Genomic DNA, 21,152 nt, shown 5'->3' on the forward strand with positions numbered 1-21,152 from the left:
CCCGATCGGCCCTCCAAAACCGAAGCTACGGCCGGTGTGTTGCGGCGACATTTCGTCGGGTTGTCCGCGGGACTACCGCGGCCTCACGCCCGGCGCCGGGCCGGGTAATACTTGACCGGTGCCGAACAACGACGTTCACCCCGATTTGCGCCGCATTGCGCGCGTCACCCCCCGCTCTCTGGTGGGGCCCCGCACCCTGCCGGTCATCCGGTGGATGAGCGCGCTGCTGGGGCGTGTGCAGAAGCCGGCCGCGGCCGGCGGCGTCGAGGTGGCCGCGCTGGGTTCGGGAGCCGGCGTCCGCCTGTTCCGGCCCGTCGGCGGCATCGGCGTGAAGGGACCGGCTCCCGCCCTCTTGTGGATGCACGGCGGCGGCTACGTGATCGGCACCGCCGCGCAGGACGACCGGTTGTGCCGCCGGTTCAGCTCGCGGCTGGGCATCACCGTCGCGTCGGTTGACTACCGGCTCGCCCCCGAACACCCGTATCCGGCGCCGCTCGAGGACTGCTACGCGGCGCTGACCTGGCTGGCGGACCTGCCGTGGGTCGACCCGGGACGGATCGCGATCGGCGGCGCCAGCGCCGGCGGTGGGCTCGCCGCGGCCTTGGCCCTGCTGGCGCGTGACCGCGGCGAGATTGCGCCCGCCTTCCAGCTGCTCGTCTATCCCATGCTCGACGACCGTAGTTCCGACGGCCCGCACAACCCGAACTTCCGGCTGTGGAACACGCGCAGTAACCGCTTCGGCTGGGAGGCCTACCTCGGTGACGCCGACCCCCGGGTCGCCGCGCCCGGGCGGCGCGACGACCTGAGCGGGCTGCCGCCGGCGTGGATCGGCGTCGGCAGCCACGACCTGTTCCACGACGAAGACCTCGCCTATGCCGAACGCCTGCGAAACGCCGGGGTGCCCTGCCAGGTGGAGGTGGTCCCCGGGGCCTTCCACGGCTTCGACCTGTTCGTGCCGAAAGTCGAAGTCTCACGCCGATTCTTCGACAGCCAGTGCGATACGCTGCGCGTGACGCTGCGCCCGCCGACCCGCTAGCCCGCCGCGTACACCACCTCGCCGCCGATGATGGTGGCGGCCACCAGGCCGGCGTCCAGGTGGTCCAGCGCCGCCTCGGGCGGCACCGTGAGCACGCAGAGGTCCCCCGGCTGACCGGGCGCGACGGTCCGCGGGCGATCAGGCCGGTCGGCGCGCCCGAGGAACATCGTCAGGGCCTCGCGCGCCGCCACCCGCTCGACGGGCCCCAGGACGGCGCCGCTCGCTGTGATGCGGTGGACCGCGGCGCGCATCGCCGACCACGGGTCCTCGCGCCCGAACGGCGCGTCCGTCGAGAGGGCCACGCGCACTCCGGCTTTCAGCAGCGATGCGACGCGCCACAGCAGCGGATGCTCGGCCGCCGGGATGTCCGCGAGGTATTGGTCGCCGCGCTCGGCGACGAAGTTCGGCTGCGTCACGACGGTGACCCCGAGGTCGGCCAGGTCGGCCACATTCGCGTCGTCGGCCACGGCCGCATGCTCGATGCGGTCCCGGGGGCGGGCGCCGGCGGCGCGCAGCGCCGCGACGGTCACCACGAGCTGGGCCGCGGTGACGCAATGAACCGCCACCGGTCCGCCGGCGGCATGCCGAGCGATGATCCACTTCGTCAGCGCGTCGAGGTCGAGGCGGTCGTCGTGCAGGATCTTCTTGCCCGGCGCCAAAAAGTGCAGCCGCGGCCGGAATTCGCCCCTCCGGTGCGCCGCCGAGAGCGCCGCCACGTCGTCGGCGTCGAGATCGGGCGTCGCGTCGGTGACCCCGGTGACGCCCAAAGCGGTGAGCCGGCGGCCGAATTCGGCGAGGTTGGTGCCGCGCTGCGGGAGTGTCCGGGCCCACGGGTCGGTGGCCCGCAGGCGCCCATCCGGGTGCCCGGGAAGTCCGACGCGGCTCAGCGCCGCCGAGTTGAGGATCCACAGCGCGCCGCTGCGGTGTTGCACGCGCACCGGGGTTTCCGGCGAAACCGCGTCGAGCGTGGCGCGGTCCAGCTCGCCGGCCACCGATTCGTGGTAGCCGACCGCGCGGATCCACCCGTCGGGTCCGGGTTGTGCCGTCGACAACGCTTGCGTCAGTTGGTCGTCGGTGCGGACGGCGGGCGGTCCGAGCATCAGCGACTCCAGCGCGGAAGCGGCCGAGCGCACGTGCACGTGATGGTCGTGCAGACCGGGGAGCACGGAACCGCCGGCGGCGTCGAACACGCTCTCCCCGGGTACCGGGCGGATGCCCGCGCCGACCTGGTCGATCCGTCCGCCGACCCGGATGTCGGCCACGGTGCCGTCCAGCAGTGCGGCATGCCGGATCAGCATGCCAGGGCGAGCCTTTCGGCGACGATACGGCGTACCGCGTCGTTGTCCGCACCGAGCCCGGCGGCGGGCCGCGCCACGGGGGGCGGCGACGGCGGCGAAGCTGGGGCGTCCGTAACCGGCCGCGCCGCGGGCAGCGCCGCATACCCCGCGGCGATCCCGGCCATGCAGACGTCGATCGACTCGCCGCCCCCGCGCTGCAGGGATTCGGCCACCGCCGAGGCCGCCTCCAGCCCGGCCAGCGGGTCGGCGACGGCGTCACCGCAGAACACCGGCCCGTCGGGCCCCGCGCCGACGAGGCCACCGCCGACCGCGGCGTCGTCACCGAACGCGGGCCGACCCGAAAGCACCCCATAACCGTTGATGCGCAACCAGATTCGTCCCGGCCGCACCGGAAGATGGTCCGGGACGAGGCGGCGCCGGACCAGCGCGGCGGGACGTGAGCCCTCGATCACGACGTCGGCGACCGCGAGCAACTCGCGCAGCTCGCCGGCCTGACGATCGAAATCCACGCAATAGGAGAGCTTTCCGCCGTTGACCCAGTCGAAGAAGTCGCTATTTCCCCCCCGGGTGCCGTCCGGGCGTCGCGGGCTTTCGACCTTGACGACCGTCGCCCCGGCGCTCGCCAGCAGTTGACCGCACAGCGGCCCCGCCCACATCGACGACAGGTCGGCCACCAGCAGCCCGGGCCAACCGCGGCCGGCGGCGCGCGGCCCCATCGAGCGCACCAGCGGCGGTGCGGCCGCGACCTCGCCCAGGCCGGCCGCGGGAAGGTCCAGCAGCCGTGTCCGGTCGATGACCTCCGACGCCGAATGCGCCGCGGCCCAACCCTCGACGGCCGGCCAGGGATCGTCGGGCACGCCGTCGATGCCCAGCAGCGCGGGCACGGCGGCGACGTCGTCGGGACGCGACAGCGTGATCGCGCACCAGCTGTCACGCGTCCTCAGCAGCCGGGTGGCCCCGCCGGCGGAGACCCGTCCGCCGCGACGCAGGCCGAGCAGGGCGGCGCGGCCGGTGAGCAGCGCGGCCGCGTCGACCGCGGTTCCGATCCGCCGGCCCAGCGCTTCGGCCACCTGCTCGGCGCGGGCCAGCACGTTCGCCCGGGAGAAATCGGGCGCGCCGCCGGGCGGGCCGGTCAGGTAGGCCAGCCCGCTGCTCCCCCACCTCGCCGACGCCGAACTCACGGCCGCCAGCGTAACGCCGCTCAGAACTGCAGCGCGCTGAACCGCCAGTCCAGCACCGGCCGGTCGGAGCCGGCCGCGGCGTCGCCGACGGCGTAGACCACCGACCGCAGCCCGAGCACGCCGCCGTGCCCGGTGGGCTCGGCGGACTCGACATGCAACTCGCTGTACAGGGTGTCGCCCTCGTGCACGGGGCCGGTGTGGTCGCAGGACTCCCAGCCCAGCACCGTCGCCAGGTTGGGCAACAGGCGACTCGCCTGCGCGAGGGCCAGCCCGATGGTGTGGCCGCCGTACACCAGCCGCCGTCCCGCGGTCCGCCAATCGTGATGCGTGGCAGCGACGTTGAGGGTCAGGCGCGCGAGCTCGGGTGCGCCGCTCACCACGTCGCCGGTGCTGTGCAGCACCGCGCCGGCCATCCCGGGGTCGAAGTGCGGGCCGGGCACCTTGGCCCGGAATGCCGCACCGTCCCACAGCGCGGTGGGGTCGGCCGCCGGGCCCGGCGCGTCGGCGCCGATGGCCGACAGGTCGTCGCCGCCGTCCGCGCCGTGCCAGTCCGGGCTGGCCGGCAGCATCGCGCACCGGTAGAAGTCGAGCACCAGCTGGTCGGCCTGGTCGATGGTGGTCATCCGCAGCGCGGCCATCCCCGTCGGCGCCCGTCCGGGCTTCGGCGAATTCGCCTTCAGCCCAACCACTTCGGTACGCGTGTACAGCGAGTCACCGATTACCGGGAAGCGGTGGAACGTCAGGCCGCGGTAGAAGAGGTTGGCCTTGACCCGCTGGGTGGCCGGGGTGGACTGCCCGATCGCCACGTCGCAGACCAGCGCCGGGTGCGCCAGCGGGGCCGGCAGCCCCGTGACCGCGGCGCACAGGCCGGCGTCCAGGGACAGCCGGAGCCGGTCGCCGACGATCGCCTGATGGGCGGCGGCCAGCCCCGCCGACAGTGTCGCCGTCGGCGCCCAGTCGAACACTTGGCCAACCGACAGGTCGTCGAAGTAGGGGCCGCCCTCGCGCTGACCCGCGTAGCCGCTATGCACAACGCCACATGCTGGCAGGCGCACGGGTTGGGGGCAATATGGCGTGGGTGAATGACGAAGAAGAGATGCTGGTCGCCACCGTCCGCGCCTTCATCGACCGCGACGTCAGGCCGGGCGTCCGCGAGGCCGAGCACGCCAACACCTATCCGGAGGCGTGGATCGAGCAGATGAAGCGGATCGGCATCTACGGCCTGGCCATCCCCGAGGAGTACGGCGGATCGCCGGTGTCGATGCCGTGCTACGTGCTGGTCACCCAGGAGCTGGCACGCGGCTGGATGAGCCTGGCCGGCGCGATGGGCGGCCACACCGTGGTGGCCAAACTGCTGACGCTGTTCGGCACCGAGGAGCAGAGGCGGGCCTACCTGCCGCGGATGGCCACCGGCGAGATGCGGGCGACCATGGCGCTGACCGAACCCGGCGGGGGCTCGGACCTGCAGAACATGTCGACCACCGCCGTCCCCGACGGCGCCGACACGCTGCGCATCAACGGTTCGAAGACCTGGATCAGCAACGCGCGCCGGTCCGGGGTCATCGCGCTGCTGTGCAAGACCGACCCGAACGCGACACCGCGACACAAAGGCATCTCCATCGTGCTCGTCGAGCACGGTCCGGGGCTGACCGTCTCGCGCGACCTGCCGAAGCTGGGCTACAAGGGCATCGAGTCGTGCGAGCTGACGTTCGACGACTTCGTGGCCCCGGTGTCGGCGATCCTCGGCGGCCGCCCGGGTGAGGGTTTCGCCCAGATGATGAAGGGTCTCGAGACGGGCCGAATCCAGGTGGCCGCCCGCGCCCTGGGCGTCGCCACGGCGGCGCTCGACGATGCGCTGGCTTATGCCCAGCAGCGGGAGAGCTTCGGCAAGCCGATCTGGAAGCACCAGGCCGTGGGGAACTACCTGGCCGACATGGCGACCAAGCTGACCGCGGCCCGCCAGCTCACCCGCCACGCCGCCGAGCGGTACGACACCGGCGAACGCTGCGACATGGAAGCCGGGATGGCCAAACTGTTCGCCTCCGAGGTCGCCATGGAGATCGCTCTGAACGCCGTGCGCATCCACGGCGGGTACGGCTACTCCACCGAGTTCGACGTCGAGCGCTACTTCCGCGACGCGCCGCTGATGATCGTCGGCGAAGGCACCAACGAGATCCAGCGCAACGTGATCGCCGCGCAGCTGGTGTCGCGGGGTGGCATCTGACTGCGCGGACCGAAATGTGCGGGTTGCGCCGCGGCGCGTGCTATATAGTGGCCTGACTTCGGCCAGCAAACCGCGAAAGGCGTTGCCGTGAGCTATCCTCCTGGGCCGTACCCGGGCCCACCGGAATGGCAAGGCCCCCAACCGGGTTGGCAGGGTCAGCCGGCTTGGCAGGCGCCGCAGCCGGGTTGGCCGGGCCAGCGGGAGCCGGACAACTACCTCGTGTGGGCCATCCTGTGCACCGTCCTGTGTTGTCTGCCGTTGGGGATCGTCTCCATCGTCTACTCCAGCAAGGTGTCCAGCCTGTGGACCCAGGGCCGCTACGCCGAGGCGCAGGGCGCCGCCAACAACGCCAAGAAGTGGGCGATCATCGGCGCGATCGTCGGCGCCGTCGGCGCGGTGATCGGCGTGGTGCTCTACTTCAGCCTGATCGTGTTCGCGATCTCCCACTCCCCGTCGAACGTCACGACGACGTTTTCGGGCTACTGAGCCACCGCGTCCACCAGGCCCCACGCCAGGGCGGTCTCGGCGTCGACGGTGCGCCCGGACAGCACCAGATACGCTGTGCGCCAACGGCCTATCCGGCGGGTGACGCTGACGGTGCCCCCGGCGCCGGGGACCAGGCCCAGTTCCAGTTCGGGCAGCCCGAACACCGCGTCCGGGCGCGCCTCGACCCACCCGCAGAACGCCGCCATCTCCAGTCCGCTGCCCATGACCCGGCCGTGGACCCGCGCGCGGCAGGACGCGCCGAGCCTGGCGGTCAGCGCGTCGAGCGCCAGGGCGGGGCTGTGACGGGTCCTCGCCAGGTGGGCGGCGGCCGGGTCGGCGAAGGTGCCGAATTCCGCGAGGTCCCCGCCGCTGCAGAACGACGGGCCGTTGCCGCTCAGCACCACCTCGCTCACCGAGGGGTCCAGCTGTGCGACCGTCAGGGCCTCCAGCAGCGCGGCGCGCGCGTCGGTGGAGAACGCGTTGTGGCGGCCGGGCCGGTTGAACGCGATCCATAGGGTGTCGCCATCACGCTGGGCCACAACGGGATCGCCGATGTGCGGCATCCTGGCCGGCCCGCGTCTGGCGAGCCAGCGCCCGAATTCCGGGCCCGCCTGCAGGGTGGAGTAAGCGAGCGACTCGGTCAGCACCCCGGCCAGCGTGGGGCCGGCGGGGTCGACGGATCGCAGGACGTCGTCACAGACGCCGCTGGCGTGCGGCCAGCGCTCGCATCGCGCGGTCAGCTCGTCCAAGGCCTCGCACACCGAGGCGACCGTGACCACCCTACGGTCGGCACTGGGCTCCTGACTCAACGTGAAGGTGGCCGAGCCCAACCATGATTCGGCCCGCGCGATGTCGGCGGCGGACCCGTGCGCCAGAATCACGCCGGGTGGCGACGCGGGACCGGCGTCCGGCGGGCTCGACAGGTCGACCACCCGGACCATGGGTCACACCGAGTACTTCTCGATCAGGCCGTTCTTGTAGAGCTTGCCGGTGTCGGTGCGCGGCAGCTGCGACTCGAACGCCAGGGTTCGCGGACACTTGTAGTGCGCCAGGCGGTCCCGCAACCAGTCGAGCAGTTCGGCGCCGAACTCGTCGGTGGCGTCGGCGGGGTCGATGGTCTGCACTGCGGCCACCACACGCTGGCCCATCTCGTCGTCGGGGACGCCGAACACCGCCGCGTCCAGCACCTTCGGGTGGGTGACCAGAAGGTTCTCGGTTTCCTGCGGGTAGATGTTCACACCGCCCGAGATGATCATGTGGTGGCGCCGGTCGGTCAGATACAGGTAGCCCTCGTCGTCGAGATAGCCGATGTCTCCCACGGTCGCCCACCCGTGCTTGTCCCGGGACGCAGCGGTTTTCGCATCGTCGTTGAGATATTCGAAGGAGTAGCCGCCTTCGAAGTAGATTTCGCCGGGCTGGCCCGGCGGCAACTCGTTGCCGTTCTCGTCGAGGATGTGCACCGCGCCGCCCATGGGTTTGCCGACCGACCCGGGGTGTGCCAGCCAGTCCTCGGCGGTGATCAGCGTCGACCCGTGCGCCTCGGAGGAGGCGTAGTACTCGTCGACGATCGGGCCCCACCAGTCGATCATCTGCTTCTTGATCTCCACCGGGCACGGGGCGGCGGCGTGCATGACGCGCTGCAGGCTGGACAAGTCGTACGAATTGCGGACCGCTTCAGGCAGTTTCAACATCCGGGTGAACATGGCCGGGACGAACTGGCCATGCGTGACGCGGTGGCGCGCGATCGCGTCGAGGCAGCCCTCCGGGTCGAACTTCTCCATCACCACCGTCGTGATGCCACCGGCCTGCGCGCTCATCGACCACACGGACGGCGCGGTGTGATACAGCGGCGCCGGGCTCAGGTAGACCGAATCGGGCGTCATCCAATAGCCGACCAGGGCCGACATCATGCCCGGCGCCTCGGCCGGTGGCACATGCGGCAGTTGGCGTTTGATGCCCTTGGGCCGCCCAGTGGTGCCCGAGGAGTACTGCAGCAGGTCGCCCTCGAGCTCGTCGTCGATCGGCGTGTCCGGTTGATCCGCAACGCATTCCGGGTAGCGGGCCCAGCCATCGAGGTCGTCGTCGGCGATCAGCAGCAGCGGCGGCAGGCCGCCCGGCAGGTGCTCGCCGAGGTTCTCACAGACCTTGCGCAGCGCGGCCGAGCCGACGATGGCCTTGGCGGCGCTGTTGTCGACGATGTAGGCGGCCTCGGCGGCGGTCAGGTGAGTGTTGATCGGCACGTAGTACAGGCCGCTGCGACGGGCCGCCCACATGACCGTGTGCAGGTGCTCGTTGTTTTCCATCAGGATCGCGACGGCGTCGCCCTCGCTCAGGCCGGCCTGCCGGAAGTAGTGCGCGAGGCGGTTGGCCCGGGCCTCCATCTCGTCGAAGGTGACGACCGTGCCGGACGGGTAAAGGATGACGGCGGGCTTGCTCTTGCCGCTCAGCGCGGACGTGTGCTCGCGGATCTGCATGGGCAGACTGTACCGCCGTGAAAGTTGACGGGTGTCAAGTGGTGGGCGCGGGGCGCCGCCGCGCTACTCGGCCTCGGCCAACCGCTGCTTGAGCGCTTCGAACTCGTCCTTGACGCCGGTGGGCAGCTTGTCGCCGACGAACTCGAACCACTCCTCGATCAGCGGCAGCTCTTCACGCCACTCGGCGGGGTTGACCAGCAACGCCTTGGCGACGTCGGCGGCGTCCACGTCGAGGCCGTCGAGGTCGAGGTCCGCGGCGGTGGGCACCACGCCGATCGGGGTGTCCTGGCCGCCGGCCTTGTGCTCGATGCGGTCGACGATCCACTTCAGCACCCGGCTGTTCTCGCCGAAGCCCGGCCACAGGAACTCGCCCTTGTCACCGCGGCGGAACCAGTTGACGAAGAACACCTTCGGCATCTTCGACTCGTCGGAGTTCTTGCCGAGGTCCAGCCAGTGCTGGAAGTAGTCACCGACGTGGTAACCCAGGAACGGCAGCATGGCCATCGGGTCGCGGCGGACGGTGCCGACCTTGCCCTCGGCGGCGGCGGTCTGCTCGCTGCCCATGGTGGCGCCCATGAACACGCCGTGCTGCCAGTCGCGCGCCTCGGTCACCAACGGCACGGTGGTCTTGCGGCGGGCGCCGAACAGGATGCCCGAGATCGGCACGCCCTGCGGGTCGTCCCACTCCGGCGCCAGGATCGGGCACTGCGACATCGGGGTGCAGTACCGCGAATTCGGGTGCGCCGCTTTGGTGTCCGTTTCGCGCAGGATCCAGTCGTTGCCCTTCCAGTCGATCAGGTGGTCGGGCTCGCCTTCCAGGCCTTCCCACCAGACGTCCTTGTCGTCGGTCAGCGCCACGTTGGTGAAGACGGTGTTGCCGGCGGCGATGGTGCGCATCGCGTTGGGGTTGGACTTCCAGTTGGTGCCCGGCGCGACCCCGAAGAAACCGAACTCGGGGTTGACGGCGTAGAGCCGGCCGTCCTTGCCGAACCGCATCCAGGCGATGTCGTCGCCCAGGGTCTCGGCGCGCCAGCCGGGGATGGTCGGCTGCAGCATCGCGAGGTTGGTCTTGCCGCAGGCCGACGGGAACGCCGCGGCGAAGTAATAGGCCTTGTTCTCCGGGGAGATCAGCTTGAGGATCAGCATGTGCTCGGCGAGCCAGCCCTCGTCGTGGGCCATGGCCGACGCGATGCGCAGCGAGTAGCACTTCTTGCCCAGCAGGGCGTTACCGCCGTAGCCGGAGCCGTAGCTCATGATCTCGCGGGTCTCGGGGAAGTGGGTGATGTATTTGGTGTCGTTGCACGGCCACGACACGTCCTTCTGGCCCGGCTCCAGCGGGGCACCGACCGAGTGCAGCGCCTTGACGAAGAACCCGTCGTCGCCGATCTTCTCCAGCGCGGCCTTGCCCATCCGGGTCATGGTGCGCATGGAGACGACGACGTATTCGGAGTCGGTGATCTCGACGCCCAGCTTGGGGTCTTCGGCGCCCAGCGGGCCCATGCAGAACGGCACCACGTACATGGTGCGGCCGCGCATGCAGCCGCGGTAGAGGTCGTTGAGGATGCCGCGCATCTCGGCCGGGTCCATCCAGTTGTTGGTGGGGCCGGCGTCGATCTGGCGTTCGGAGCAGATGAAGGTCCGCGACTCGACCCGCGCCACGTCGGAGGGGTCGGACAACGCCAGGTAGGAATTGGGATGCTTCTTCTCGTTCAGCTTGGTGAACGTGCCCGCCTCGACCAGCTGGGCGGCCAGCCGGTCGAACTCCTCGGCGGAGCCGTCGGCGAAGACGACCCGCTCGGGCTGGGTGAGCTCGGCGACCTCCTGTACCCAGGACAGCAGCCCCTGATGCTTGGTAGGTGCGGTGTCCAGACCGGGAATGGTCGCTGAGGTCATCGAACTCTCCTGGATTCGTCTGTCGTACTTCGGTGTACTTGCGGTCATCTCGTCGTTGCGTATGGCTTCCGTATGCCCTTGCCCACACAACTTCCGACATGGTGGCGTTAACTACAGGTTATCGTGATCCACTTGTCGGGGAAGCCTCGGCCGGGTATAAGCCTTCTCACAACAACGATTCAGAAACTCGCCGAAAATCGTCATCTTGGCACCTCGAAGCCGGTTTTCCTCAGGCGTCCGCGTCGGCTTCCGATGCCGGGGATTCGTCAGGAATACCCGGTTCGCCCAGTTCCTCACGCACGGCGTTCAACGCTGCGGTGACGGCCGGCATCTCGCGGTCGCGCATCGCCGCGGCGCGGGCCCCGGCGATGGCGTGCTCGCGGAGCTCGCTGTCTATCCCGCTGACCTGGTCGGCCACCTGGGTGTTCTCCGCCTCCTCCCGGGCCATCACCGCGGTGGTCAGCAGCGACTCGGCGACCAGCACCCGGGTGGCCACCAATTCCTCCACCACCGACTGCAGCGACGAGGTTGCCTCGGCGACCCAGCGGTCCAGCAGCGCCCGGTCGCGCAGCAGCCCGCGGATGTTGACCACCGCGAAGGTCGCCGCCAGGCCGATCACGACGCACGCCGCCGCCCCGGCAGCGGCCAGGCCGGGACCCAGGCGCGAGGCCAGGCCGCTGACGAACCGCCCCAGCGTCAGCGCGACCCCGAGCCCGAAACCGGCACCCAGTAGCGCCAACAGCCAGGTTTCCTGCCGCCGTGATTTCAGGGGCGGCGGGGCGAGGTCGACCGTCGGCAGCTTGTCCCCTCCCCCCTGGTCGGCCGGCAGCGGCAAGGACACGCCCATCAGCTGCGCGACGTCGGCCAGTTGGGCGTCGGTCCCGGCGCTGACCTCGGCGACCACCTCGTCCAGCCGGCCCCGCGTGCGCGTCTCGAAGTCGGGCATCGCGCGCCGGGGCAGGCCGCCCACGTCCTCCTGTAATTCGGTGCGCACCGAGGAGCAGCGGTTGCGCGCGAAGTACGACAGCTGGACGCGGGCCTGCTGCACCTGGCCGCGCAGCGTGACGGTGCGCTCCGTTCTGGCTTGGCGGCGCTCGCGCAGCGCGGTGCTGCGTGCGTCGCGCAGCGCGTCGACCCGCGCGCGGCGGCCGGCGCCGTCCACGTCGCGATCGAAGCGCCGCATCGCCGCCTGAAGCCGGGATTCCCAGGTACGCAACCTGTTTCGTTTGGCCAGGTCGGGGTCGGCGAGCCGGCTCGAGACCGCTTCCACCAGGTCGTCGACGTCCGGGTCGCCGAGGTCGGGCAGGGCCGCCGCGCCCACCCACGGCACGCCGGCGTAGCGGGGCGCGTGGGCGGTCAGCGCGTCGCGGTTGGCCGCGACCACGTCGCGCCAGCCGCGGTGCACGTCGATCTTCGAGACCACCCCGATCACCGCATCGGTGTGCTCGGCGGCGGCGTCCAGCAGGGCGCAGTCCGATTCGGTGAGGTGTGACGCCGCGGAGACGACGAACACCACCGCCATGGGCGCATCACCGGGTCCCATGTCCGCCGACTCGATGAATTTGTGTTGCGGCAGCCGCTCGTGCAGCGCCGCGGCCACGGCGCTGACGCCCGCCATCCACGGCCCGGTCACCAGTACCACGTCGCGCCGCTGGCTGGTGGGCGGGTCAAGCCGCGGGCCGACCCCGGCCACCATCGCGTCCACCGCGGCGGCCGGGTCGTCGCCCGCGTCGCCGTTCACCACGAGTCTCCGGGCAGCGAACCGCAGGCCTGCGACCACAGCCGCAGCGAACCCCTGGCGATGTCGGCGCCGCAGGCGCGGTGCAGATCGCTCACCGAGGCCCGGCTGTAGCGCTGCCACCGGGCCGCCCTGGGCAGGTGCCCCGCCGGATCGTGGCGGTCGGATTCGGCGGGCCCGGCGTCCAGGCCCGCCGCCTCGGCGAGATCGACGGCGGCGGCCATCCGGGCGATCACCGTGTCGTCGCGGGACAGGAACGCGGTGATGCTCTCGTCATGCACCGCCAGCGCTTCGAGCTCCGCGACGGCCTCGAGCACGCGCTGGTAGCGCGCCTCGGCGCCGGCGGCGGCGAGCCCGGCGAGGACGTCGTCGACGCCGCTGACCCGGCGCAGCAGGGCGCGGACCTGCGACATCGTCCTGCCCTGCCGAGCCGCCGCGATCCCCACCGCGATGCCGAACAGGTCCAGGGTGTCGAGCAGGCGCAGCCGCAGCGCCACGGGCAGTGCGTTGTCGGCCGCCAGGAAGCCCGCGAACCCGTCGTCGACGCACGTGGCGCCGGCAGGGTCGGCGGCCAGGACCCGCAGCGCGTCCCACAGCGTGCCGTCCAGCTCGTCGAGGGCCGCCACCGCGAGCAGGCCGATCATCGGCGTCACGGGCGCCTGCACGAGCGGCGAGAGCTCCGCGCAGCGCGCCCGCGCCACCGCCATCGGCCCGTCACCCCCACGGCCCGACAGGTCGCCGGCGAGGTCGGCCTTGTTGAGCACCGCCACCACCGGGCGCCCGGCGGCGGCGATCGCCGCGACGTCTTCCGGCTTGGCCACCTCCGCGACGACGTGAACGACGACGTCGACGACGGCGTCAGCGCCGGGTGCAGGGCCGCCGGTCACCGCGATCCATGAGGCGCCCGCGGCCCGGTCCAGGGCCCGCGCCACCGTGCTGCGGCCCACGCCTCGGCGGCCGCCGACGGCCACACGCAGGGGTGCGGCGGCTCGCTCGGCGATCGCCGTCACGCGTGGGTTTGGATGCTCGGCGGCGAATCGCGCCAATTCGTCGACGAAAATGCGGTGCCCCTGTCCTTTCACGTTCTGCCCTGGATCGGGTTGCCAGGCGACGCATCGGTTCCACCGAATGGTGGCACCTGAGTCACGGATATGCGAGCCACCGTCTATGAGTTACCAGGCGAAAGCAACTGTTGGGTATCAATCCGGACCAGGGGCGGCTACATCGGGGGTTCATGGGCCACCATGGACAAATGCACGCGCAACCCGGGGTGGGGATCTCTCCCGACACACCGGGGCCACAGGATGGGGGCCTCCGTGAGCAGCGTCCCCTCCCCGCGACCAGCTTCCGCTCGCGGCGTTCCGCCCTCTCCGATGCGCAGCGCCGCACCTGGGAGCGCCTATGGCCGGAACTGGGGTTGTCGCTACCGTCGGCGCCCGGCGAGGCGACCGACCGTCCCGCCACACCGCTGGACACCGACGCGTGGTTCGGCCGGCGGGCGCCACTGGTGCTCGAAATCGGTTGCGGCAGCGGCGTATCGACCTTGGCGATGGCACGGCAGGAGCCCGGAATCGACGTCGTGGCGGTCGAGATCTACCGGCGCGGCCTGGCCCAGTTGCTCTGCGGCATCGAGCGCGAGGGGGTCGGCAACATCCGGTTGATCCGCGGCAACGCCCTCGACGTGCTGCAGCACCTCATCGCGCCGGGATCGCTGACGGGGGTTCGCGTCTTCTTCCCCGATCCCTGGCCGAAAGCGCGGCACCACAAACGCCGGTTCCTGCAACCGGCCACGGTTGGTTTGATTGCCGACCGGTTACTCCCGGGTGGTGTCCTGCACGCCGCGACGGATCACCCCGGGTACGCCGAGCAGATCGCCGAGGTCGGCGACGCCGAACCGCGGCTGGGGCGCGTCGATCCCGGCACCGATCTGCCGATCTCCGTCGTCCGCCCCACTACTAAATACGAGAGCAAAGCCCACCAGGCGGGTAGCGCAGTGAACGAATTCGTCTGGAAGCGATCCCCATGAGCCTGACCGAAGAGTCCGCGGCGGCCGCGGAACCGTTGGCGCCGCCGGCAGTGATGTCCGGCGGCGGGGGCGGGGCGCTGGGCAATTTCACGCCGTCGGGCGGGCGCGTGCTGCTGGTGTGGGACGCGCCCAACCTCGACATGGGCCTCGGGTCGATCCTGGGCCGTCGCCCCACTGCGTTGGAGCGCCCGCGTTTCGACGCCCTCGGCCGCTGGCTGCTGGCCCGCACGGCCGAGGTCAGCGCCGCTCGCCCGGGCGTGGTGATCGAGCCCGAGGCCACCGTCTTCACCAACATCGCCCCCGGCAGCGCCGACGTGGTCCGCCCCTGGGTGGACGCGCTGCGCAACGTGGGATTCGCCGTCTTCGCCAAGCCGAAGATCGACGAGGACAGCGACGTCGACCGCGACATGCTCGCCCACATCGAACTTCGGCGTAACGAGGGGCTGGCCGCCCTGGTCGTGGCCTCCGCCGACGGCCAGGCGTTTCGCCAGCCGCTGGAGGACATCGCGCGCACCGACGTCGGCGACGGCATCCCGGTTCAGGTCATCGGATTTCGCGAACATGCGAGTTGGGCGCTAGCGTCGGATGTCTTGGACTTCGTCGACCTGGAGGACATCGCCGGCGTCTTCCGGGAACCGTTGCCGCGAATCGGCCTGGATTCGCTGCCTGACCAGGGCGCGTGGCTGCAGCCGTTCCGGCCGCTGTCCGCGCTGTTGACCTCGCGTGTGTGACACTGGCTCGAAAACCGAAAAGACGCAGCGCGGGTCGCTACAGATCCAGTAAGGAGCTCACGTGTTCGCCTGGTGGGGTCGAACTGTGTACCGCTACCGGTACATCGTTATCGGGGTGACGGTGGCTCTGTGCCTGCTGGGCGGCGCTTTCGGGGTGAGCCTGGGAAAGCATGTCACGCAGAGCGGCTTCTACGACGACGGCAGCCAGTCGGTCAAGGCCTCGGTCCTGGGCGACAACACGTACGGTCGCGACCGCACCAGCCACATCGTGGCGACCTTCACCGCACCCAGCGGCCAGACAGTCGACGACACGGCGTGGCGGGACAAGGTCGTCGCCGAGCTCAACAAGTTCAAGACCGACCACCCGGACCAGGTCGTCGGATGGGCCGGCTGGCTGGCCGCACCGACCAGTACGAACCCGGTGATCAAGGGCATGGTCAGCGAAGACAAGAAGCACACCTTCGTGTCCATCCCCCTCAAGGGCGACGACGACGACAGCATCCTGAACAACTACAAGGCCATCGCGCCGGACCTGCAGAAGCTCGATGGCGGCACCGTGCAACTGGCCGGCCTGGAGCCGATCGCCAACGCGCTGACCGGCACCATCGCGACCGACCAGCGCCGCATGGAGGTGCTGGCGGTGCCGCTGGTGGCGGTGGTGCTGTTCCTGGTGTTCGGCGGCGCGGTGGCCGCGGGCCTGCCGGCCATCGTGGGCGGCCTGAGCATCGCGGGCTCGCTGGGCATCCTGCGGCTGGTCGCCGTCTTCGGGCCGGTGCACTTCTTCGCCCAGCCGGTGGTCTCGCTGATCGGGCTCGGCATCGCCATCGACTACGGCCTCTTCGTGGTGAGCCGGTTCCGGGAGGAGATCGCCGAGGGCTACGACACGGAGGCCGCCGTGCGGCGGACGGTGATGACGGCCGGTCGCACCGTGGCGTTCTCCGCGGTGCTGATCATCGCGTCGAGCGCCAGCCTGCTGGTGTTGCCGCAGGGCTTCGTGCACTCGCTGACGTACGCCATCTTCGCCGCGGTGGGCCTCGCGGCCCTGCTGTCGATCACGTTCCTGCCCGCCTGCCTGGGCATACTCGGCCGCCACGTCGACGCGTTGGGCGTCCGGACCGCCTTCCGCGTTCCGTTCCTGCGGAACTGGAAGTACTCGCGGGCCTATCTCAACTGGCTCGCCGACCGGCTGCAGAAGACCAAGACGCGCGAAGAGGTCGAGGCCGGTTTCTGGGGCAAGCTCGTCAACTGGGTGATGAAGCGGCCGCTGGCCTTCGCCATCCCCATCGCCGTCGGCATGATCTTGCTGGTCATCCCGCTGGGCAACCTGTCGTTCGGCGGCATGAGCGAGAAGTACCTGCCCCCCAACAACTCCGTGCGCCTGGCGCAGGAGCACTTCGACAAGCTCTTCCCCGGTTACCGCACCGAACAGCTGACGATGGTGATCCAGAGCACCAACCACAGCAAGGTCACCGACCAGCAGGTCGCAGACATCCGCAACCGGCTCGCGTCGATCAGCGGGTTCACCGACAAGACCTGGCAGGAACGTCCGTGCCCGATGATCGCCGGCAACCCTTGCGTCAACGGCCCCAACGGGACGACGGTGCCGAAGGACGACACGGTCCGGGTGATCCAGAACGGCCTGGTCAACAACAACGACGCCGCCAAGAAGCTCGCCGAACTGCGCTCCATCACCCCACCGAAGGGCCTCACCCTTCTGGTCGGCGGCACACCGGCGCTCGAGCAGGACAGCATCCACAGCCTCTTCGATAAAGCTCCGCTGATGCTGGTCCTGTTGCTCAGCGCCACCATGCTGTTGATGTTCCTGGCGTTCGGGTCCTTCGTGTTGCCGATCAAGGCCGTGCTGATGAGCGCGCTGACGCTGGGGTCCACGATGGGAATCCTCACGTGGATCTTCGTCGACGGGCATTTGTCGACGTGGCTGAATTTCACGCCGACCCCGCTGATGGTGGTGGTGATCGCGCTGGTCGTCGCGGTCGGCTTCGGTCTGGCCACCGACTACGAGGTGTTCCTGGTGTCCCGCATGGTCGAAGCGCGCGAACGCGGCATGTCGACCGCGGAGGCCATCCGGATCGGCACCGCGACCACCGGGCGACTGATCACCGCCGCGGCGCTGGTGCTGGCGGTCGTCGCCGGTTCGTTCGTGTTCTCCGACCTGGTGCTGATGAAATACCTGGCCTTCGGGCTGATGGCGGCGCTGCTGCTGGACGCGACCGTGGTGCGGATGTTCCTGGTGCCCTCGGTGATGAAGTTGCTCGGCGACGACTGCTGGTGGGCCCCCCGCTGGGCGCGGCGCCTGCAGAACAAGATCGGGCTCGGCGAGATCGACCTGCCCGACGAGCGCAAGCGGCCGACGCTGAACGGACGTCCCGCCCGGCCTCCCGTCGCGGCCGCGGCCCTGGTGGCGGCCGGGCCGCGTCCGCCGCACGATCCGACGCATCCCGGGGCGCCGGGGCCGTCGCGGCCCGGCCCGCAGCCGGGTCCGCCCGCGCCGGAGCCGTCGGGTTCCGCGGCGAGCACCACCCGCATCCCGGCGCGGCCCAGCGAGCCGACCGAAGCCAAGACGACCCGGTTCACGGCACCCGGCCGCGAACGGCCCGCCGAGTCGCGCGGCCCAGCGGAATCGGCTCCCCCGGCCCCGGCGCGGCCGACCGCGCCCAACCCGCCGCCCCCGCCCTCCGACGGCGAGACCCGGGCGATGCCGGTGCCCGGCAGCAAGCAGCCCGACGACAACGGCGGCGACCCGGCCGACCCGACCGCCGCCTTCCCGGCCCGCCGGCCCGGTGGCGGCGACTCCGAGGCCGCCACGGAGAAGATGAACGCGCCCGCGCAGGGCGACAACGGCGGCGACCCGCGTCAGCGGCGCCGCGCCGGCGGGGGCCTGAGCGCCCAGGACCTGCTGCGCCGCGAGGGACGGCTCTAGGGCGGCACCGCGTCAGCCGGACTCGGGCGTATCCGGTTCGGCTTGCAGGATGGACCCGGTCTCGTCCGCCTCTTCGACTTGCTTCTCGGCCTCCGCCGCCGGGTCCGGGGCCAGCAGCACCTGGATCGCGTTGTTGAGGAACGCGACGGTGGGGACCGCCAGCAGCGCCCCGACGATGCCGGCCAGGACGCCTCCGGTCGAGATGGCCAGCACCACCCCGAGCGGATGGATCGAGACCGCCCGGCCCATCACCAGCGGCTGCAGCAGGTGCGCCTCGAGCTGGTTCACCGCCACCAGCACCCCGAGAGTGATCAGCGCGTAGACGAAACCCTTCGCGAGCAGGGCCACCACGACGGCCAGGAACCCGGCGATCACCGCGCCGACCAACGGGATGAAGGCGCCGAGGAAGACCAGCGACGCCAGCGGCAGCGCGAGCGGGATGTTCATGATCGCCAGGCCCGTGCCGACACCGGCAGCGTCGGTCAGAGCCACCAGGAAGGTGGCGCGCACGTATCCGATCAGCGATCCGTAACCGGCACGCCCGGCGTCGAGCACCCGTTCGCGGACGCCCGCCGGGACGATCTTCACGACGTACTGCCAGATATTGCGCCCGCCGTACAGGAAGAAGATCAGTGTGAACAGCACCAGTACGGCGGCGGTCACCAATTCGGTGAGGGTGGCCGCGGTCGACAGCGCGCCGCTGGTCAGCTTGGCCTGGTTGTTGCGCAGCGCGTCGATGGCGGCGTTGCCGGCGCTGTCGATCTGTTCGCTGCGCAGGTGCGCCGGTCCGTGGATCAGCCACCGGCGGGTGGACTCGATGCTGCGGGTCACCTGTTCGGTCAGACCGGGCAGGCCGTCGATGAACTGGTTGATGACGAACGCGAGGATGCCGCCGAGCACCGCGAACCCGGCCAGCAGCACCAGCGTCACCGCCGGGCCGCGGGGCAGCCCGCGCCGGTCCAGCCAGTCGACGACCGGCACCAGCAACGCGCTGATCAGCAGCGCCACCAGCACGGGGACGACGATGACCTCGAGCTTGCCCAGGATCCATGTCAACGCCAGGAACGCGGCCAAGATGACGAGCAAACGCCAGGCCCAGGCGGCGGTCTTGCGGACCAGCGGTTCGACCGAGGCGTCATCGAGGTTTGCCGACATTTCGCCAGCCTATCCGCAGCAACGGTCCGCCAAACGTGACGCGGGCGCAGGCCCCGCCCGCGCCGGCCGGCACGATCCGGTTACGACGACGACACGGTCGGCGTCGCGTCGCGCCGGCTTCGCCACCTGCACCGTTACCCTGAACGACGTGTCATACGGCGCACCCGCCCGCAAGCTCGACCTCCCACGCGAAGAGACGTCGCGTGGCAAGTACTGGTGGGTGCGCTGGTTCGTGCTCGGCATCGTCGCGATCGTGCTTGCCGTCGAGATCTCCCTGGGCTGGGCTCAGCTGGCGAAGGCCTGGACGAGTCTGTACGAGGCCAACTGGTGGTGGTTGTTGGCCTCGGTGGCGGCGGCGGCGGCCTCGATGCACAGCTTCGCCCAGATTCAGCGGACCCTGCTGAGGTCCGCGGGGGTGCACGTCCGGCAGCTGCGATCGGAGGCCGCCTTCTACGCGGCCAATTCGCTGAGCACCACGCTGCCCGGCGGACCGGTGCTTTCGGCCACCTTTCTGCTACGGCAACAACGGATTTGGGGCGCGTCGACGGTGGTGGCGTCGTGGCAGCTGGTGATGTCGGGCGTGCTGCAGGCCGTGGGGCTGGCGCTGCTGGGCCTGGGTGGGGCCTTCCTGCTCGGCGCGAAGAACAACCCGTTCTCGCTGCTGTTCACGCTCGGCGGCTTCGTCGCGCTGCTGCTCCTCGCGCAGGCGGTGGCGTCGCGGCCGGAGCTGATCGACGGGATCGGCTGCCGGGTGCTGTCGTGGGTCAACTCGGTCCGGGGCAGGCCCGCCGAGGCCGGTCTGGACAAGTGGCGCGAGACGCTCACGCAGCTCGAATCGGTCAGCCTGGGCAGGCGTGACCTGGGCGTGGCGTTCAGTTGGTCGATGTTCAACTGGATCGCGGACGTCGCCTGCCTGGGGTTCGCCGCCTACGCAGCCGGTGACCACGCCTCGGTGGCCGGGCTGACCGTCGCCTACGCGGCCGCCCGTGCGGTCGGCACGATACCGCTGATGCCCGGCGGGTTGCTGGTGGTCGAGGCGGTGCTGGTGCCCGGATTGGTCTCGAGTGGCATGTCGCTGCCGAGCGCCATCTCGGCGATGCTGATCTACCGGCTGATCAGCTGGCTCCTGATCGCTGCCGTCGGCTGGGTCGTGTTCTTCTTCGTGTTTCGCACCGAGAATGCCGCCGACTCGGACGACGACCCGATCACCGGCCCGCTGCCGCGCTTCGACCAGACCGACGGCGCCCTGCAGGGCCCCCTACCGCCCGATCCGAGGACGGAGGCCGGTTAGCCGACCGAGTTCTGCCGCGACGGGCCCGCGAGCGGGCCGCCCGCCGCGGGCGGAACCGGGGCGCTCGCCGCCGGGCCGCCGGGCAGGCCGCCCGCCGCGCTCTGGGCCTGCTGCATCATGCCCATCGCCTGGGTGGGCGAGATCGGCAGCTTGCACTGCAACGACAGGTTGGACAGGGGCTGCGCGATCGACGTCATGTCGCCGGCGACCTTGGGATTGGCCTCGAAGTACGACTTCAGCCCCGTCAGCGACTGCGGGCCCGCCTGCTGCTGCAGCATCGTCGTCATCGTCTGGTTGGTCTGTGGGTGGGAGTCCAGGTAGTCACCCATGGACTTGGAGACCGAACCGATGGTCCGGGCGACTTCGCTGGCCGCGCACGGGTCAGGGGCCCCGGTAGCCGGCGGCCCGGCCGCGACGGCGAGTGCGGCGCCGGGCAACGCGGTCGCGACCAGCCCGGCGACAAGCCTGCGACGGCCGTCCGCATTGCCTTTGGTCATGTGTGACTCCTTCGAATTCGCGTGAGCCGTTCGGGAATCCCCCCGAAACCACCGCTATGGACGGCGCAGCTATCGCCGCCGATCCCCCCCCATTGGAAGTTCAGGCCCTCCAGGCCATGCGACATCCTGCCACCCCGGTCCGTCCGCAGCCAGGCCGAAGCGGGCGGTGTGATCGAGATCC

Annotated in this window: 17 protein-coding genes; 7 read left to right on the top strand and 10 right to left on the bottom strand. The window is 70.7% G+C overall.

Annotation, left to right across the window (positions count from 1 at the left end):
• Positions 1 to 118 precede the first annotated feature (118 nt).
• Positions 119 to 1,036, top strand: a complete 918-nt coding sequence (locus G6N48_RS17790) for an alpha/beta hydrolase (RefSeq protein ID WP_085271410.1) — start codon at positions 119 to 121, stop codon at positions 1,034 to 1,036.
• On the opposite strand, the gene G6N48_RS17795 is transcribed toward G6N48_RS17790, so the two are convergent.
• From G6N48_RS17795 to G6N48_RS17805, 3 genes are read right to left on the bottom strand one after another with little or no spacing between them, the layout of a single operon-like run.
• Positions 1,033 to 2,334, bottom strand: a complete 1,302-nt coding sequence (locus G6N48_RS17795; protein WP_085271409.1) for an amidohydrolase family protein — start codon at positions 2,332 to 2,334, stop codon at positions 1,033 to 1,035. The genes G6N48_RS17790 and G6N48_RS17795 overlap by 4 nt on opposite strands.
• Complete coding sequence (locus G6N48_RS17800; RefSeq protein WP_085271408.1) at positions 2,328 to 3,515, bottom strand: CoA transferase; 1,188 nt, start codon at positions 3,513 to 3,515, stop codon at positions 2,328 to 2,330. The genes G6N48_RS17795 and G6N48_RS17800 overlap by 7 nt, the downstream gene beginning before the upstream one ends.
• Before the next feature lie 20 nt (positions 3,516 to 3,535).
• Positions 3,536 to 4,546: a MaoC family dehydratase gene (locus tag G6N48_RS17805; protein WP_085271407.1), complete on the bottom strand. Its 1,011-nt coding sequence runs from the start codon at positions 4,544 to 4,546 to the stop codon at positions 3,536 to 3,538.
• A gap of 47 nt (positions 4,547 to 4,593) precedes the next feature.
• On the opposite strand from G6N48_RS17805, the gene G6N48_RS17810 reads away from it, so the two are divergent.
• A complete protein-coding gene (locus G6N48_RS17810; RefSeq protein ID WP_163670867.1) occupies positions 4,594 to 5,739 on the top strand; it encodes an acyl-CoA dehydrogenase family protein in 1,146 nt (381 codons plus the stop codon).
• Between the two features lie 87 nt (positions 5,740 to 5,826).
• Positions 5,827 to 6,225 carry a CD225/dispanin family protein gene (locus G6N48_RS17815; protein ID WP_085271405.1) on the top strand — a complete coding sequence of 133 codons (399 nt, stop codon included), beginning with the start codon at positions 5,827 to 5,829 and terminating at the stop codon, positions 6,223 to 6,225.
• Here the strand turns inward: G6N48_RS17815 and G6N48_RS17820 are convergent.
• From G6N48_RS17820 to G6N48_RS17840, 5 genes are all read right to left on the bottom strand, one after another.
• Positions 6,219 to 7,166, bottom strand: coding sequence for an enoyl-CoA hydratase/isomerase family protein (locus tag G6N48_RS17820; protein WP_085271404.1), 948 nt, complete (start codon positions 7,164 to 7,166; stop codon positions 6,219 to 6,221). The genes G6N48_RS17815 and G6N48_RS17820 overlap by 7 nt on opposite strands.
• 3 nt (positions 7,167 to 7,169) lie before the next feature.
• Complete coding sequence (gene fadD4 / locus G6N48_RS17825) at positions 7,170 to 8,699, bottom strand: fatty-acid--CoA ligase FadD4 (protein WP_085271403.1); 1,530 nt, start codon at positions 8,697 to 8,699, stop codon at positions 7,170 to 7,172.
• Between the two features lie 63 nt (positions 8,700 to 8,762).
• Entirely contained in the window at positions 8,763 to 10,592 is a 1,830-nt protein-coding gene (locus G6N48_RS17830) for a phosphoenolpyruvate carboxykinase (GTP) (protein WP_085271402.1), read from the bottom strand.
• Positions 10,593 to 10,821: 229 nt separating this feature from the next.
• Positions 10,822 to 12,288: a hypothetical protein gene (locus tag G6N48_RS17835; RefSeq protein WP_139825989.1), complete on the bottom strand. Its 1,467-nt coding sequence runs from the start codon at positions 12,286 to 12,288 to the stop codon at positions 10,822 to 10,824.
• 41 nt (positions 12,289 to 12,329) lie between these two features.
• Complete coding sequence (locus tag G6N48_RS17840) at positions 12,330 to 13,412, bottom strand: hypothetical protein (RefSeq protein ID WP_085271400.1); 1,083 nt, start codon at positions 13,410 to 13,412, stop codon at positions 12,330 to 12,332.
• Between the two features lie 152 nt (positions 13,413 to 13,564).
• Between G6N48_RS17840 and trmB the strand changes: the two genes are divergently transcribed.
• The 3 genes from trmB (at position 13,565) to G6N48_RS17855 (ending at position 18,028) form a co-directional block, all read left to right on the top strand.
• Positions 13,565 to 14,356, top strand: a complete 792-nt coding sequence (trmB, locus tag G6N48_RS17845) for a tRNA (guanosine(46)-N7)-methyltransferase TrmB (RefSeq protein WP_179969885.1) — start codon at positions 13,565 to 13,567, stop codon at positions 14,354 to 14,356.
• A gap of 53 nt (positions 14,357 to 14,409) precedes the next feature.
• Entirely contained in the window at positions 14,410 to 15,087 is a 678-nt protein-coding gene (locus tag G6N48_RS17850; RefSeq protein ID WP_372511389.1) for a PIN domain-containing protein, read from the top strand.
• A 61-nt stretch (positions 15,088 to 15,148) separates the two neighbouring features.
• Positions 15,149 to 18,028: an MMPL family transporter gene (locus G6N48_RS17855; RefSeq protein WP_163670869.1), complete on the top strand. Its 2,880-nt coding sequence runs from the start codon at positions 15,149 to 15,151 to the stop codon at positions 18,026 to 18,028.
• 12 nt (positions 18,029 to 18,040) lie between these two features.
• Here G6N48_RS17855 and G6N48_RS17860 read toward each other — a convergent pair whose 3' ends face one another.
• The gene (locus G6N48_RS17860; RefSeq protein ID WP_085270351.1) at positions 18,041 to 19,183 is read right to left on the bottom strand and encodes an AI-2E family transporter; all 1,143 of its coding nucleotides are present in this window, start codon (positions 19,181 to 19,183) and stop codon (positions 18,041 to 18,043) included.
• 148 nt (positions 19,184 to 19,331) lie between these two features.
• Between G6N48_RS17860 and G6N48_RS17865 the strand changes: the two genes are divergently transcribed.
• Positions 19,332 to 20,474, top strand: a complete 1,143-nt coding sequence (locus G6N48_RS17865; protein ID WP_085270350.1) for a lysylphosphatidylglycerol synthase transmembrane domain-containing protein — start codon at positions 19,332 to 19,334, stop codon at positions 20,472 to 20,474.
• Here G6N48_RS17865 and G6N48_RS17870 read toward each other — a convergent pair.
• Entirely contained in the window at positions 20,471 to 20,971 is a 501-nt protein-coding gene (locus tag G6N48_RS17870) for a hemophore (protein ID WP_085270349.1), read from the bottom strand. The two genes, G6N48_RS17865 and G6N48_RS17870, sit on opposite strands and share 4 nt — an antisense overlap.
• Positions 20,972 to 21,152: the final 181 nt, after the last annotated feature.

It is taken from the genome of Mycobacterium parmense (genome assembly GCF_010730575.1).
GTDB classification, from domain to species: Bacteria; Actinomycetota; Actinomycetes; order Mycobacteriales; family Mycobacteriaceae; genus Mycobacterium; species Mycobacterium parmense.